Source organism: Bradyrhizobium sp. 215_C5_N1_1, assembly GCF_052075935.1.
GTDB lineage: Bacteria > Pseudomonadota > Alphaproteobacteria > Rhizobiales > Xanthobacteraceae > Bradyrhizobium > Bradyrhizobium barranii.
This window is the reverse complement of record NZ_CP197228.1, coordinates 7,436,252-7,451,555: the sequence shown is the minus strand read 5'-3', so window position 1 is coordinate 7,451,555 and position 15,304 is coordinate 7,436,252. Positions and strand designations below refer to the sequence as shown.

13 protein-coding genes are annotated in these 15,304 nt (G+C 65.2%); 4 read left to right on the top strand and 9 right to left on the bottom strand.

Annotated elements, in window-relative coordinates:
• Window positions 1-284: 284 nt before the first annotated feature.
• Together AB7G19_RS35630 and AB7G19_RS35625 are read right to left on the bottom strand one after the other, a co-directional pair.
• Complete coding sequence (locus AB7G19_RS35630) at window positions 285-1,310, bottom strand: YcjF family protein (RefSeq protein ID WP_085399827.1); 1,026 nt, start codon at window positions 1,308-1,310, stop codon at window positions 285-287.
• A complete protein-coding gene (locus AB7G19_RS35625) occupies window positions 1,307-2,776 on the bottom strand; it encodes a YcjX family protein (protein WP_085399828.1) in 1,470 nt (489 codons plus the stop codon). The genes AB7G19_RS35630 and AB7G19_RS35625 overlap by 4 nt, the downstream gene beginning before the upstream one ends.
• Window positions 2,777-2,955: 179 nt before the next feature.
• Here AB7G19_RS35625 and trhA point away from each other — a divergent pair, with 179 nt between their 5' ends.
• Window positions 2,956-3,651, top strand: coding sequence for a PAQR family membrane homeostasis protein TrhA (gene trhA / locus AB7G19_RS35620; protein ID WP_028151267.1), 696 nt, complete (start codon window positions 2,956-2,958; stop codon window positions 3,649-3,651).
• Window positions 3,652-3,744: 93 nt separating this feature from the next.
• Window positions 3,745-4,539, top strand: a complete 795-nt coding sequence (locus AB7G19_RS35615; RefSeq protein ID WP_085399829.1) for an SDR family oxidoreductase — start codon at window positions 3,745-3,747, stop codon at window positions 4,537-4,539.
• Window positions 4,540-4,678: 139 nt separating this feature from the next.
• Here AB7G19_RS35615 and AB7G19_RS35610 read toward each other — a convergent pair whose 3' ends face one another.
• Window positions 4,679-5,140, bottom strand: a complete 462-nt coding sequence (locus AB7G19_RS35610; protein WP_085399839.1) for a MarR family winged helix-turn-helix transcriptional regulator — start codon at window positions 5,138-5,140, stop codon at window positions 4,679-4,681.
• 75 nt (window positions 5,141-5,215) lie between these two features.
• Here AB7G19_RS35610 and AB7G19_RS35605 point away from each other — a divergent pair, with 75 nt between their 5' ends.
• On the top strand, window positions 5,216-5,992 hold the full coding sequence (locus AB7G19_RS35605; RefSeq protein WP_063985429.1) for an SDR family NAD(P)-dependent oxidoreductase: 777 nt from the start codon (window positions 5,216-5,218) through the stop codon (window positions 5,990-5,992).
• A 109-nt stretch (window positions 5,993-6,101) separates the two neighbouring features.
• On the opposite strand, the gene mdlC is transcribed toward AB7G19_RS35605, so the two are convergent.
• From mdlC to AB7G19_RS35585, 4 genes are all read right to left on the bottom strand, one after another.
• Window positions 6,102-7,724, bottom strand: a complete 1,623-nt coding sequence (mdlC, locus tag AB7G19_RS35600; protein WP_085399830.1) for a benzoylformate decarboxylase — start codon at window positions 7,722-7,724, stop codon at window positions 6,102-6,104.
• 140 nt (window positions 7,725-7,864) lie between these two features.
• Window positions 7,865-8,716 carry an FAS1-like dehydratase domain-containing protein gene (locus tag AB7G19_RS35595; RefSeq protein ID WP_085399831.1) on the bottom strand — a complete coding sequence of 284 codons (852 nt, stop codon included), beginning with the start codon at window positions 8,714-8,716 and terminating at the stop codon, window positions 7,865-7,867.
• A 15-nt stretch (window positions 8,717-8,731) separates the two neighbouring features.
• On the bottom strand, window positions 8,732-9,835 hold the full coding sequence (locus AB7G19_RS35590) for a CaiB/BaiF CoA transferase family protein (RefSeq protein ID WP_085399832.1): 1,104 nt from the start codon (window positions 9,833-9,835) through the stop codon (window positions 8,732-8,734).
• 9 nt (window positions 9,836-9,844) lie between these two features.
• Window positions 9,845-11,014 carry an acyl-CoA dehydrogenase family protein gene (locus AB7G19_RS35585; protein ID WP_063985425.1) on the bottom strand — a complete coding sequence of 390 codons (1,170 nt, stop codon included), beginning with the start codon at window positions 11,012-11,014 and terminating at the stop codon, window positions 9,845-9,847.
• A 157-nt stretch (window positions 11,015-11,171) separates the two neighbouring features.
• Here AB7G19_RS35585 and AB7G19_RS35580 point away from each other — a divergent pair, with 157 nt between their 5' ends.
• Window positions 11,172-12,059, top strand: a complete 888-nt coding sequence (locus AB7G19_RS35580; protein WP_441268756.1) for a LysR substrate-binding domain-containing protein — start codon at window positions 11,172-11,174, stop codon at window positions 12,057-12,059.
• A 295-nt stretch (window positions 12,060-12,354) separates the two neighbouring features.
• Here the strand turns inward: AB7G19_RS35580 and AB7G19_RS35575 are convergent, their stop codons facing one another.
• Window positions 12,355-13,629, bottom strand: a complete 1,275-nt coding sequence (locus AB7G19_RS35575) for a cytochrome P450 (RefSeq protein WP_063985423.1) — start codon at window positions 13,627-13,629, stop codon at window positions 12,355-12,357.
• A 54-nt stretch (window positions 13,630-13,683) separates the two neighbouring features.
• Window positions 13,684-14,949, bottom strand: coding sequence for a cytochrome P450 (locus tag AB7G19_RS35570; RefSeq protein WP_085399840.1), 1,266 nt, complete (start codon window positions 14,947-14,949; stop codon window positions 13,684-13,686).
• Window positions 14,950-15,304: the final 355 nt, after the last annotated feature.

Below are 15,304 nucleotides of genomic sequence, written 5' to 3'. Positions count from 1 at the left end.
GGACAATTGCCCTTTAACCCCGTCCGGGTCTGCCTCAGATCAGCCGGCGAGGGATGATATTCCGCTCGTTGGCTCGATTGGGTGGCATCAGCTGCTCGGAGCCTTTCGTGTGGTCCTTTGCTGTTGCGGCACTGTTCCTGGCGCTGTTGGTGTTTGGTGCGGTCGGGTTTATCATTGTCAGCTTCGACTTTCCCGATGAACCGCGAGCTTAAGCTTCGCTCTTTCAGACGGCGCGCCATGGGTCGGTCCGGCGAATGGCGCGAACGATGGCGCGGATAGCGCCGCTACTCCTCGTCCTTCTTCCGCAGCAGATCCGTCGCGAGGTCCGACAGTTTTGGCGGCGGCAGCGCCGCGAACGGCAGCGGCCGCGTCACGTCGATCGCGGCCAGACCCAGCCGCGCGGTCAGCAATCCGTTCAGCACACCTTCGCCAAGCCGCTGAGACAGCTTTGCCGCAATCCCATGGCCCAGCATCTGCTGCACCAGGCTGTCGCTCGCGGCCATGCCGCCGGTGATGGCGAGATGGGCGATCACGTGGCGGAGCAGGCGGATCATGCCGAGCGCGCCGGGGCGGCCGCCATAGAGAAAAGCGAGCTGACGGATCAGGCGCAACGCGGCCACGAACACGAACAATACGTCGATCGCCGCGCGCGGCGAAACTGCGGTCACGATCGAGACCTTTTGTGCGGCCGACGACACCAGCCGCCGCGCTTCCGCGTCCAGCGGCGACATCAGTTCGCGCTCGGCAAGCCGGATCATGTCGGCGCCGTCGATGATATCGCCGGTGTGGCTTTCCAGCGTGGCGCGCGCGCGGGCGAGCTGCGGGTTCTGGTGCGCGATCTTCAGCAGGTCCTGCACGATCACGCGGCTCTCCTTGCGATCGTCGCTGGCAAGGACCGCGGCGGCGCGCGCATGCAGCTTCTCGATGGTTGCAAGGCGCGCCAGCCCGAAGGCCTCGCGCCCGATCACCACCGCGAGCGCCAGTGCGGTGACGAAGGCGAATGCGAGGCCGACGAAGCCGAGCGTTTCGCTGCGCGCAAACAGATCCTCGATCAGACGGACCACGCCGAGCCCGGTGCCGAGCAGCGTCAGCCCGCCGAGCCCGGACCAGAACAGCGTGCCCCAGGGAAAGCCGCGCCGCGCCGGAAGCGCGGCCTCGATCGGCACCGGCAATGCCTGCGGATCGTGCTCCGGCGTGATCTGGATCGTGGCGCGTCCGAGCCGGCTGGTCTCGTCGGCTTCGGTGACGACGACGCCGGGATCGTCGAGCCGGAACGTCGCCGGCCGCCGCGGCTTGGATCGATCGTTCATGACAGCTTGTCTCCGATCAGGAACTGCAGGGCACGGTCGAGGCGGATGTGTGGCAGCGCCGGCTCGTCATTGCCCTCGCGTTCGAGCTTTGGCGGACGGAAGCGCAGGAAGCGAAAATCGCTCTTCTCGGCGGCCTCGGTCGCGAGGCCCCGGAACGCGCCGGTGCCGTTGAACAGCGGCTCGGGGTCCTGCGGCAGGTCACCCGGAAAGGTCGCAACCTCCGTGTTGCCGTCAAAGAACTCGCCGCCGGCGCTTTCGCCGGCCGCTGGCGTTCCCAGGATCGACGGCAATTTGTCGCGGCCATGCGCGACCTGGGCCTCGCGCGTGGCGCGAACTGCGGCGAGCGCCACCACGTCGATCTCCGCGCCGGTATCTTCCGCGCGCACCACCGCGCGGGTGACGGCGCGGCGCAGCACCGCCTCGAGCCGGTCGTGACTGGAATGATGCAGATGGTCCGCCTTGGTCGCCGCGAACAGGATGCGGTCGATACGCGGCCGGAACAGGCTGGAGAGGAACGTGCTGCGGCCGATGCGGAAGCAGTCGAGAATTCCGGCAAGCGCGGCTTCGAGATCGTGCAGCGCTTCGGGGCCGGAGTTGAACGCCGCGAGCGCATCGGCCAGTACGATCTGGCGATCGAGCCGGGCAAAATGATCATGGAAGAACGGCCGCACCACGACGTCCTTGTAGGCCTCGAAGCGGCGGACCATCATCGCCCACAGCGAGCCGTCCGGTGCCTGGCCGCCCACAGGCACGTCGAGCGGCGCAAAAGTCAGCGCCGGCGTGTCGGCGAGATTGCCGGGCATCAGGAAGCGGCCGGGCGGCAGCAGGCTCATCGCGAAGCGCTCGTCGCGGCAGGCGCGCAAATAGCCGGTGAAGAGCTTTGCCGCCGTCAGCGTCGCCTGCTCGTCCTCGCGCGCCTCGGGCTTGAGCGTCGCGAGATGCGCGTGCCAATCCCCCGCAAGATGCGCGCGCGGCGCCTCGCGCGACAGCGCGAGGCTTTCGGCTGACCATTGCTCATAGCTCTTCTGGAGCAGCGGCAGGTCGAGCAACCACTCGCCGGGATAATCGACGATGTCGAGCGTCAATGTGCGATCGGCGCCGTTCTGGCGCTGATAGTCGATGACGAGCCTGAGTTCGCTGATGTCGACGGTCGAGTTCGGCCAGCGCCGCTCCTCGAGCAGCGCGCGCAAATGGTTCTCATAGGCGAAGCGCGGCACGGCGTCGTCCGGCTGCGGCGCCAGATGCGCCCGCGCGATCCGGCCCGAGGCATAGGCCTCGAACACCGGAAAGCGGCCACCACGGGTGAGGCCGTGGATCAGCGCGGTAATGAATACGGTCTTACCGGCCCGTGACAGGCCGGTGACCCCGAGACGCACCGTCGGGTTGAAGAAGTGCTCACCATAGTCGATCAGCGCCCTGGCCGACAGCCGCGCTTCTTCGACCATATCCTGGAAACTGAATGCCATATGAACGTGATTGATCTCGGGGCGGGCGGAACAGTGAAGCCGTTCACAAAAGTGGCAATTGCGTAGGGAAAATCAAGCTTCATACTTCCACCGCCTTTGTCGGCAAATCAGCCGTTTGAACGATGCGCCGATCGCGAAAGACCCTACAAGAGGGCATTGTCTTAGCCTTGCGGATTGCCATGACCGTCTTCCAGCTGAAACAGCTTGCATCCACCTCCGTCCACGCCGCGGCCGACGCGATCGGCTGGAACTACGACCGTGCCGAATTGATCGCGGACGGCGTGATCCACGCGATCGGCGTGTTCTGCGGCATCGTCGCCGCCACGGTCCTGGTGGTGCTGACGGCGGTTTATGCCGACGCCACCAACATCGTCGGGGTCTCGATCTATGTCGCCGGCCTGCTCTCGATGCTGGTGCTGTCGGCGACCTATAATCTCTGGCCGGTCTCGCCGGCCAAATGGCTGCTGCGGCGATTCGACCATTGCGCGATCTATCTGCTGATCGCGGCGACCTATACGCCGTTCATCCTCGAGGTGAGGGACAGTGTGTTCGCGCTGGTGCTGCTCGGTGGCGTCTGGTGCGTCGCGATCCTGGGTATCGTGCTGAAACTTCTCTACCCCGGCCGGTTCGACCGCGTCGCAGTCGGAATCTATCTCGCGATGGGCTGGAGCGGCGTGATGGTCTACGACGCCGTGGTCAAGGCGCTGCCTGCGCTGGTGCTGGGCTTCATCCTTGCGGGCGGCCTGCTCTACAGCTTTGGCGTGATCTTCCATGCCTGGCGGCGGCTGCGCTTCCAGAATGCGATCTGGCACGGCTTTGTCTTGGCCGGCGCGGCGTGCCATTATACCGCGGTGCTCGACCTCGTGTTGAGCTGAGCAAGATCCGCGAAGCGGAATAAGCGAAGCGGTATAAGATAGCGAAGCGCTATCCGAAAAGAGAAGCGCTACAAGACAAAGAGGAGACGTCGCATGCAGGTGACCGGCAAGGTCGTGGTCGTCACGGGCGGCGCAAACGGCATCGGCAAGGCGCTGTGCGAGGCCTTCCACAAGGCGGGTGCCGCCAAGGTCGTCGTCGCGGACATGGACGCCGCCAATGCAAGAGCCGTCGCCGCCACGGTGGATGGCGCGGCCTTCAGATGCGACGTCGCGCAGGAAAAAGAGATCGCCCACGTCATCGAGGAGACCGAACGGCAGTTCGGCCCGATCGAATTGTTCTGCTCCAATGCCGGCATCGGCGGCGGCTTCGATCCGATGTCGGTCAATGCCGGCGGCGCCTCCGACGAGCCGTGGCAGCGGAGCTGGGCGATCCATGTCATGGCCCATGTCTATGCGGCGCGGTATCTCATTCCCCGCATGAAGGCGCGCGGCGGCGGATATTTTCTCAATACGATTTCGGCGGCAGGTCTGCTGTCGCAGGTCGGAAGCCCCGCTTACTCCACCACCAAGCACGCCGCGGTCGGCTTTGCCGAAAACCTCGCGATCTCGCACAAGGCCCACAACATCAAGGTGTCGATCCTCTGCCCGCAGGGCGTCGACACCAACATGCTGCGCTCGATCCCGAAGGGCCCGCAATCCGGCGACGGCGATCTCACGCCGGAGCAGGTCGCGAAAGACGTGCTCGCCGGCCTCGAGCAGGAGACGTTCCTGATCCTGCCGCACCCCCAGGTGCTCGGTTACATGCGCAAGAAGACCGAGAATTACGACCGCTGGATCGGCGGCATGGCCAAGATCCAGGCCAAGATGCGGGAGGAGTTCGGGAAGTAGGGTAGGCTGGTGCCACCCGCACCGCTGTCATTCCCCGCGGAAACGGGGCATCCAGTACGCCGCGGCCTGTCGAGGAATCACAGCCGTCTCTGGAATACTGGATCGCCCGCCTTCGCGGGCGATGACACTGAGAATACGGCTACGCCGCCGACTCCCCCTCATCCTCCATGCGGCTCTGCCGCAGCGCCCGGGCATAGAGCATCATGCCCTCGCGCACCGTGCGCTGCTCGGCCTCTGTCAGCGCGGCCAGCGCGCCGCGCACCTGCTGGCGTCCGAACGCGTGCAGCGCCTCCAGCGTGCGCCGGCCCTTCGCCGTCAGCGACAAGAGCTTGCTGCGCGCGTCGGCTTCATCAGGCGTCTCCCGCAGCTCGCCGCAATCGACCAGCTTGCGCACCAGGCGGCTGACGCTGGATTTCTCCAGCCGCAGGAAATCGCCGAGGTCGCCTGAGTTCATCGGGCCGCGGATGCCGATCTCCAAAATGGTGTGCACCGCCGAGGGCGGATAGTCCGAGGCCGCCACCGTCGCATCCATGAAGCCGAGCTCCCGCACCATCAATCGCGAGGCGGCGCGGATGTCGTCGATCAGCGCAAGCTCGGCCATCTTGACTCCCGGCATATAGTTGTATCATACAACTATATGCGCGCAACGTCGCGCGCAAGCGTTTTGGAGTGAGCCATGAGCGGAACTGTGCCGGCCGGGATGCGGATGAGAGGCAAGGTCTGCCTCGTCACGGGCGGCGGCAGCGGCATCGGCCGCGCCACGGCGCTGCGGATGGCCTCGGAAGGTGCGGAGGCGATTGTTGTCGCGGGACGGCGGGAGGCCGAAATCAAGGACACCGCCGCAGCGTGCCGGGAGCTCGGCGCTGACGCGATCGCGATCCAAACCGACATCACGCAAGAGGATGACGTCGAACGGCTGGTTCGCACGGCGGTCGAGCGCTGCGGCCGGCTCGATGTCGCCTTCAACAATGCCGGATTCCAGGAGCGCCGCGCGCCGCTGGAAGAGCAGGGCACGGAGATCTACGACACGGTGTTCGACACCAATGTCCGTGCGCTGTTCCTGTGCCTGCGCCATCAACTGCCGGCGATGCTGGCGCAGGGCCGCGGCAGCATCGTCGTCAACGCCTCCGTCAGCGGCGTGCGCAATCCCAATCCCGGCTTCTCGCTCTACTCGGCCTCGAAGGCGGCGGCGATCTCGCTGACACGCTCGGCCGCGATGGAGAACGCCCCGCGCGGCATCCGCATCAACGCCATCGCGCCCGGCCGCGTCGTCACCGACATGATGCTGCGCGCCGGCGTCGGCGATGTCGCAACCGTCAGTGCGGGCCTGCCGCTGCGGCGGATGGGGAGCCCGGAGGAAGTGGCGGAGGCCGTGGTGTGGCTGTCGTCCGACGCGTCGTCGTATGTCGTTGGCCACGTGCTCGCGGCGGACGGGGGATTTTTGGCGTCGTGATGTCGTAGTCGTAGTTCGTAGCCCGGATGGAGCGCAGCGTAATCCGGGTCGACTCGCTTGTGCCACGATTCCCGGATTTCGCTTCGCTCCATCCGGGCTACGCGCCCCCCTAATGCTTCTGCCCGTACAGCACCGGCACCGCCGAATCCACGACGACCTCGACGAGGCTCGTCCCCTCGAACGCCATTCCGCGCTTGAGCGCCTCGCCCAGCTCCGCGGCCTTGCTCACCCGCACCGCATGGCAGCCCATGCCCTCGGCGAGCCTGACGAAATCGATCCCCGGCAGCTCCAGCCCCGGCACGTTCCTCACCTGCATCACCTGGCTGAACGAGCGCATCGCGCCGTAGCCGGAATTGTTGATGACGACGATGGTCAGCGGCAGTTTTCGTTGCGCGGCGGTCCACAGCGCCTGGATCGAATACATCGCCGAGCCGTCGCCGATCAGGCACACCGTCCGCTGCTTCGGCTTGCCGAGCGCCATGCCGACCCCCGCGGGCAGGGAGTAACCGAGGCCACCGCTCGCCATGGTGTAGAAACTGTCCTGGCCGCGCATCGGCATGAACTTCTGCATCGCCGGTCGGTGCGAGGGCACTTCCTCGACCAGCGACGCGTCATCCGGCATCGCCTGCGACAGCGAATGCAGCAAAAATTCGACCGGCAGCGGGTCGGCGGCCTGCGGCGCCGACGGCAGCGTGCGGCCTTTCGGCGTCGCGCGTTTGCTCTCCGGCAGCAAGTCGAGCAGCAGGCTCAGCGCCGGCTTCATGGTCGCGATGATGCTGGTGCCGACCGGCGTCACCGCCGCCGCGTCCGGATCGTCGGTGATCTGAAAAATCGTCGCGCCGCCATCGAAGATCGCGGCATGGCCTTCGACATGGAAGGTGAACACCGGCGCGCCGATGACGACGACGAGATCGTGCTCGCGCAGCGCATCGGACAGCTGCGCCGGCGAGGCGTGCAGGAACCCCGCGAATTGCGGATGACGCTCGGGGAACGAGCAGCGCGCGGAGAACGGGCTGACCCAGACGCTGGCCTTGGCTTTCTCGGCCACGCGCACCATCAAATCGACCGCGCCGGCGCGGTCGATGCCGGGGCCGACCACGAGGGCAGGGTGTTTTGCTGAGCCGAGCGCGGCGACGAGCGCCTTCATCGCGTCCGGCTCGGGCCCGATCTCGCGGCTGACCTTGCGCGCCTCGACCGGTGCGGTCGCATGCGCCCAGTCGTCGATCGGGATCGACACGAAGGTCGGCCCGCAGGGCGGCTGCATCGCGGTGTAATAGGCCCGCGCGATCGCGGCCGGAACGTCCTCGGGCCGGGCCGGCTCGACGCTGTATTTGACGTAAGGCCGCGGGAATTCCGAGGCGCGCTCGGCATAGAGGAACGCCTGCAAGGGCAGGATCGAGCGCGCCTGCTGGCCCGCGGTGATCACGAGCGGCGTCTGGTTGCGGTGCGCGGTGTAGATATTGCCGAGCGCGTTGCCGACGCCGGCCGCCGAATGCAGATTGACGAAGCCGGCATTGCGCGTCGCCTGCGCGTAACCATCGGCCATGCCGACGGCGGAGGCTTCCTGCAGCGCCAGCACGTAGTCGATGTCATCAGGCCAGTCGCTCAGGAACGGCAGTTCGGTCGAACCGGGGTTGCCGAACACCCTGTCGATGCCCAGCGAGCGCAGCAGATCGAGCGTCGCCTGCTTCACGGTGACGGACTTGCTGCCGCTCTTGCCGTTCTTGGACATGGTTTCCGTCCCCTGTAAATTCCTCATCCTGAGGAGCGCGGAACGCGCGTCTCGAAGGATGAAGGCCCGGCTGGTGGCCTCGCCCTTCGAGACGCGCGCGAAGGGGCGCGCTCCTCAGGGTGAGGGTCTAATAGCGGTGCCTACCACACCGCCGCGCCCTTCATCGTCGGCTGTCCCTCCGCATTCGCGGTCCACAGCTCCATTCCCGCCTCGGTCTCGTTGGCGTTGATGGAGAACTCGGTGCCCTCGAACAGCGGCTGCACGCCGCGATAGGTGAATTTCTTCGGTGCCTTGCCGTCGTGCAGCTTCGCCGCCATCTCCACGATCAGCGACGCCTGCAGCGGCCCATGGAAGATCAGGCCCGGATAGCCCTCGACCTTGGTGACGTAGTCACGGTCGTAATGGATGCGGTGACCGTTGAAGGTCAGCGCGGAATAACGAAACAGCAGCACGGGATCGGACACATGCGTCTCGCGGTGCTGCGCCTTCGGCGGCGGGGGCGGGGCCTTGGCGCCGGCGGGCGCGCTGCTCGTCATCTCGCGATAGACGATGTCCTGCCGCTCGCGGATGGCAATGCCCCGCGGCGAGGAGATGCTGTGCTCGACCGAGACGAAGCACAGCGTGCCGGTCGTGCCCGATTTCACCTGCACGTCGGCGATGCGCGAGGTCCGCGTCGATTCATCGCCGACGCGCAGCGGCTGCAGGAATTCGATCTCGCCGCCGGCCCACATCCGGCGCGGCAACGGCACCGGCGGCAGGAAGCCGCCGCGGGTCGGATGGCCGTCGGGGCCGAGCATCGACATCGGAAACACCGGCTGCGCCAGGCACCAATGCACCGTGAACGGCGCGGCATCGCCCGCTTTGGGCTCGCCGACCTCCTGGAACAGGGTCGCGCGCAGGCCCTTCACGAGCTGCGCGGTGACGATGTCGGTGGCCTCGGTGCTGCGGCCGATCCATTGCCGCAAGTGGTCGATGTCGAGCTTCTCGGTCATGACGCCTCGCTCTTGTTATGACTTCCTGGCCGGCCGCTCGCCGATGGCGGGCACAGCGCCGTAAGCGCGGGTCTCGCCGACGATGATCGGCGCCGGCGCGGGATAGCTGACACGTCCCTGCGGCGTGTCGACCTCGATGCGGCGCAGATGCGGATGATTGGTGAGGTCGGCCATGGTGTTGACCTCGGCAAAGGCGATGTCGGCGTCCGACAGCCGCTTCAACAGCTCGTCGCGCGTCATCTTGCCGAAGATATCTGCGACCGTCGTGTCGGTGAAATCGCGGTTGCGCACGCGCTCGACCATGTTGGCGACGCGCGGATCGGCCGGCAAATCGGGCTGGTCTAGCACCTTGACGCAGAGCGTCTTCCACTCGCGCTCGCTCTGGATCGAGATCAGGATGTCCTTGCCGTCCTTCGAGGTGAACACGCCGTAGGGCGCGATCGAGGGATGGCGCAGGCCCATCCGCTTCGGCGGATTGCCGGCTTCGGAATTGAGCAGCGGCACGGTGCACCAGTCGGCCATCACGTCGAACATGGAGATGCGGATGTCACAGCCCTTGCCGGTGCGCCCGCGCGCGATCAGCGCTTCCAGGATCGCCGCATGCGCGGTGGCGCCGGTCGCGACGTCGACGATCGACATGCCGACTCGCGAGGCTCCATCAGGGTTGCCGGTGATCGAGGCAAGGCCGCTCTCGGCCTGGATCAGCAGGTCATAGGCCTTGCGGTGGGCGTAGGGGCCTTCGTCGCCATAGCCGGTGATCGTGCACGAGATCAGCTTCGGATAGTCCTTCAGCAGCCGTTCGCGCGAAAAGCCGAGCTTGTCCATCGAGCCCGGCTTGAGATTCTGGATCAGCACGTCCGCGCTCGCGATCAGTTTCTCGAGCTCGGCGCAGCCTTCTTTCATTGCGAGATCGACCACCGCCGATTGCTTGCCGCGGTTGAGCCACACGAAATAGCTGCTCTGGCCCTTGGCCGCCGCGTCATAGCCGCGAGCGAAATCGCCTTCGGGCCGCTCGATCTTGATCACCTCCGCGCCGGCGTCTGCCAGCCGCGACGAGCAGAACGGCGCCGCGACCGCCTGCTCGACCGCAATCACCCTGATCCCGTCCAATGCTCCCATGACGCGACCTCAGTACGAGCGGGGCATGCCGAGCACGTGCTCGGCGACGTAGGACAGCACGAGGTTGGTCGAGATCGGCGCCACCTGGTAGAGCCGCGTCTCGCGGAATTTGCGCTCGACGTCGTACTCCTCGGCGAAGCCGAAGCCGCCATGGGTCTGGATGCAGGCGTTTGCCGCTTCCCACGACGCATCGGCCGCCAGCATCTTGGCCATGTTGGCCTCCGCGCCGCAGTCGAGCCCGGCCTCGTATTTGCGCGTCGCTTCCTTCACCATCAGCTCGGCCGCGCGCATCGAGGCGTAGGCCTTGGCGATCGGAAACTGAATGCCCTGGTTCTGGCCGATCGGCCGGCCGAACACCGCGCGCTCCTTGGCGTAGTTCGTGGCCTTGGCGATGAACCATTTGGCGTCGCCGACGCATTCGGCGGCGATCAGGATGCGCTCGGCATTCATGCCGGAGAGGATGTAGCGGAACCCCTTGCCTTCCTCGCCGATCAGATTCTCCGCCGGCACCTTCATGTCGGTAAAGAACACTTCGGTGGTGGCGTGGTTCATCATGGTGCGGATCGGGCGGATCTCGAGGCCGTTGTTCTTGGCCTCGCGCATGTCGACGATGAACACCGAAAGACCATCGGTGCGCTTCTTGCTCTGCTCCTTCGGCGTAGTGCGCGCCAGCAGCACCATCAGGTCGGAATGCTCGGCCCGGCTGGTCCAGATCTTCTGGCCGTTGACGATGTAGCTGTCGTTGCCTTCCTTGCGCGCAAAGGTCTTCAGCGAGGAGGTGTCGGTGCCGCTGGTCGGCTCGGTGACGCCGAACGCCTGAAGCCGCAATTCGCCGCTTGCGATCTTCGGCAGATATTTTGCCTTCTGCTCGTCGTTGCCGTGCCGCAGCACCGTACCCATCGTGTACATCTGGGCGTGGCAGCCGCCGCCGTTGCAGCCAGCGCGCTGGATCTCCTCGAGGATCGCAGCCGCGGCGGAAAGCTTCAGGCCCGCGCCGCCATATTCCTCGGGGATCAGCACCGAGAGATAGCCGGCCTGCGTCAGCGCATCGACGAAGGCCTTGGGATAGGCCATCTCGCGATCGAGCTTGCGCCAGTACTCGCCGGGAAACTGCGCGCACAGCTTCGCGACGGCTTCGCGGATGTCGGCGTGATCTTCGGTGTGGTGTTCTTCACTCATGGCGTTTCCCGTATCTAGCGGCAGTCAAGATAACGCCGGCCGATCCTCTGGCGTTGTGAAAACATCGCCAGCCCCCTATGCTCATTTGCTATAGCGTATGAAGTAGCCTTCGAGGATTGGCAAGCATGGATTTCCGGCAGCTCAGGACCTTCAGTGCGTGGCGGAGCTCGGCAGTCTCTCCAAGGCCTCCGACACGTTGCGCGTGGCGCAGCCGGCGCTCTCTAGGCAGATCAAGCTGCTGGAACACGAGCTGCGCACCGAATTGTTCACGCGCAATGGCCGCGGCATGGTGCTGACGGAAGCCGGCCGTCTCCTGCTGGCACGCACCTCCGGCATCGTGCGGCAGATCGACCAGATCCGCGACGACATCCAGTCGACCAAGGGGCCGCCGTCCGGCCAGGTCGTGCTCGGCCTGGTTCCGACCGTGAGTTGCGTGCTGTCGGCGCGCTTTGCGCGCCGCTGCGTCGAAAAATTTCCCGGCATTTCGCTGCGCATCGTCGAGAGCTACAGCGGCCATCTCGTCGAATGGCTGCATCGCGGCGAGATGGATCTGGCCATTCTCTACGGCCGCTCCGCCGATCTGCATCTCAACGTGGAGAGCCTTGGCCGCGACAACATCGTCGCGGTTGGCCCGCGCGGCTGCGGCCTCGCGCGCAAGAAGAGCGTCGATGTCGGCTGGCTGCTGCGCCAGCGGCTGGTGCTGCCCAGTCATTCCCACGGTCTCCGCGCGCTGATCGAGCACGCCGCCGCCCAGCGCAAGATCAAGCTCAACGTCCAGCTCGAGGCGGATTCCTTCCGCGTGCTGACGAGCCTCGTCGAGGAAGGCCTCGGCTTCGCGCTGCTGCCGCCCTCGTCGGTCCACGGTGAGGTCGCCGACGGACGGCTGGAGACCGCGCCCGTATCCAAGCCGATGACGCGCGAACTCATTTTCGCCTCTCCGATCGACCGCCCGGGCTCAACGGCGTCGCTCGCCATCACGACGCTATTGCGCGAGGAAGTCGCGGCCTGCCGCAAGGAAGGCCTGTGGGACATCAAGTTGAGTTGAGGGCCAGTGCTGAATTCTCAGGAGAATTTAGGACACAAGCCCGCAGCTGGCCCTTCGCATATTGAGCGAGCTGTCATGCCGGAATTTTATAGCCGGCCGCGCGCTCCTCGAGCGTTAGGAGCACACTCTTCGTCCTACACTCGGTGTCATTGCCCGCGAAGGCGAGCAATCCAGTATTCCAGAGACGGCGCGGCTAGAATCGAGGAGCCGCGGCGTACTGGATGCCCCGCCTGCGCGGGGCATGACAGCAGAGATTGGCGAGGCCGCTTGCCTTAAGGTAGTCCCTAGAGCACGCCTACCCCGGAATCCTCACCGGCAACGACTCATATCCCTTGATGAAGCTCGAATAGATCCGCTTGGGCTCGCCGACCACCTCGATGCGGTCGAAGCGCTTCAGCATCTCCTCCCACACGATCCGCAGCTGCAGCTCGGCGAGGCGCATGCCGACGCAGCGGTGGATGCCGAAGCCGAAGGAGAGGTGGGTGCGCGGCCGCGGGCGGTCGATGATGAAGTCGTTTGGCTTCTCGAACATCTCCTCGTCGCGGTTGCCCGAGACGTACCACATCACGACGCGGTCGCCTTTCTTGATATGCTTGCCGCCGATTTCGGTGTCGGCAAGCGCGGTACGCCGCATATGCGCCAGCGGCGTCTGCCAGCGGATCACCTCGGGCACCATGGAGTCGATCAGCTCCGGATTGGCGCGCAGCTTGTCGAACTGGTCCGGGTTCTCGCTCAGCGCCAGCACCGAGCCGCTCATGGTGTTGCGCGTGGTGTCGTTGCCGCCGACGATGAGCAGGATGATGTTGCCCATGAGATTGTCGGGGTCCATGAAGCGCGTCGCATCATTATGTGCCATCAGCGACAGCAAATCGTTGCGCGGCGCGGAGTTGACGCGTTCGTTCCAGAGCTTGGACATGTAGGCGTAGCATTCGTCCATCTCGCGGCGGCGCTCTTCGGCCGAGGCGACGATGCCGCTCTTGGGCAGGGCGGTCGCGACATCGGACCAGCGCGTCAGCTTGCGGCGTTCTTCCCAGGGGAAGTCGAACAGGGTCGCCAGCATCTGCGTCGTCAGCTCGATCGAGACGCGTTCGACGAAATTGAAGGTCTCGTTGCGGGGTAGATTGTCGAGCACGGTCTGCGAGCGCTGGCGGATCAGTTTTGCCAGCTCGTCCAGATGCGTCGGCGTGAACATCGGCGACACCGTCTTGCGCTGCGCCGAGTGCTGCGGCTGGTCCATCGCGATGAAGCTCGGCCAGTCATAGCCCTGCGGCACGTCGCGGATCCCGATGCCGCCGAGCGTCGAGTCCGAGGAGAAGATGCCGTGACTGGTGTCGACATGCATGATGTCGTTGTACTTCACCACCGACCAGTACGGCTCGATCGGCGCATTGGTGCAGTAGTGCACCGGCTCTTCCTTGCGCAGCCGCTCGAACCACGGCCACAAGGTGTCGTCCTGGAACAGCCTGGGTGCGCCGGGGTGGAATTGCGCCAGCGGCGTCGCATAGGCCTCCTCGCGGGCCCTGCGCATGCGTTCGGCGTTGTCGGTTTTGACCGGAGTCTGGATGTTCATGGTAGTAGCTCCAGTGTTTCTCTTTCTCCCCGCAAGCGGGGAGAGGGAGTGATCTCACGCCGTGATCTTCACCGGCAAGGTTTCAAGTCCCTTTACGAAACTCGAATAGACCCGTTTGGGTTCGCCGACCACGTCGATATGGTCGAAGCGCTTGAGGATCTCTTCCCAGATAATCTTGAGCTGAAGTTCGGCAAGCCGCAAGCCGACGCAACGGTGAATGCCGAAGCCGAAAGAGAGGTGCGTACGCGGGCGGGCGCGGTCGATGATGAAATCGTAGGGCTTTTCGATCGCTTCCTCGTCGCGGTTGCCCGAGACGTACCACATCACGACCTTGTCACCTTGCTTGATCTGCTTGCCGCGGAACTCGAAGTCGGCAAGCGCGGTGCGCCGCATATGCGCCAGCGGCGTCTGCCAGCGGATCACCTCCGGCACGAAACTGTCGAGCAGGCCGGGGTTCTCGCGCAGCTTGCGATACTGCTCCGGATGCTGGCTCAGCGCGTAGATCGATCCCGACATCGTGTTGCGGGTGGTGTCGTTGCCGCCGACGATCAAAAGGATGAGATTGCCGAGGAAGTTTTTTGCATCCATGTCGCGCGTCGCGGCACCATGCGCCATCATCGAGAGCAGGTCACTCTTCGGCGGCTGCTCGATGCGCTCCTTCCACAGCCGCGCGAAATAGCCCGCACATTCGGTCAGCTCGGCCTGCCGTTCGTCTTCGGTGGCGACGAGGCCGTCGGGGCCGGGAATGGTGGTCGCGATATCGGACCAGCGCGTCAGCTTGCGGCGGTCCTCCCAGGGAAAGTCGAACAGCACCGCGAGCATCTGCGTGGTGAGCTCGATCGAGACACGATCGACCCAGTCGAACACCTGGCCCACGGGCAGATTGTCGAGGCACTCGGCGGAGCGCTCGCGGATGCTGAGCGCGAGATTGTCCAGATGCGTCGGTGTGAACATCGGCGCCACGGTCTTGCGCTGCGCCGCGTGGCGCGGCGGATCCATCGAGATGAAACTCTCGCGGCGCAGGTCCGGGTCGATGTCGCGGATGGTGATGCCGCCGAGCGCGGAGGCCGAGGAGAACACCGAATGGTTGGTCTCGATCTCCATGATGTCGTTGTAGCGCGTCACCGACCAGTACGGCCCGAACATCGAGTCCTTGCAATAGTGCACGGGATCTTCGCGGCGCAGCCGATCGAAATACGGCCAGAACGTATCGGTCCTGAACAACTCGGGATCGCCCGGATCGAACTGCTCCAGCGGCAGTGACGTGGCGCGCGCGCGTAGCTCGTCGAGCTTCGCCGCGCTCTCGATGGTCCCATGCATGACCGCTCTCCCTGACATGAACCGCGCGTTCTCGTTGAATTCTGCGCTGCGGTATTTGATTTGCAATTACAGCCGGTTGTCTGCGTCGGAGCAAGGGAGACTTTTGCCACATCCAACCTTTGCGAGAGGTGGCTAGATGCGTAGCCCGGATGGAGCGGAGCGAAATCCGGGATTCGGGCCGCCATTGGCGCTGTCCCGGATGACGCGGAGCCTGTCATCGGGCTACGGATCAGCAACCGTCACGCAGATGTGTCAACGTGATCTCCCGCACCCCCGCGCCTGCGGAATCATGCGAGAAATCGAGGTAAATCGAACCCAGCCATCTTGGGGATCGACCAAATCTCTGATCTATAGT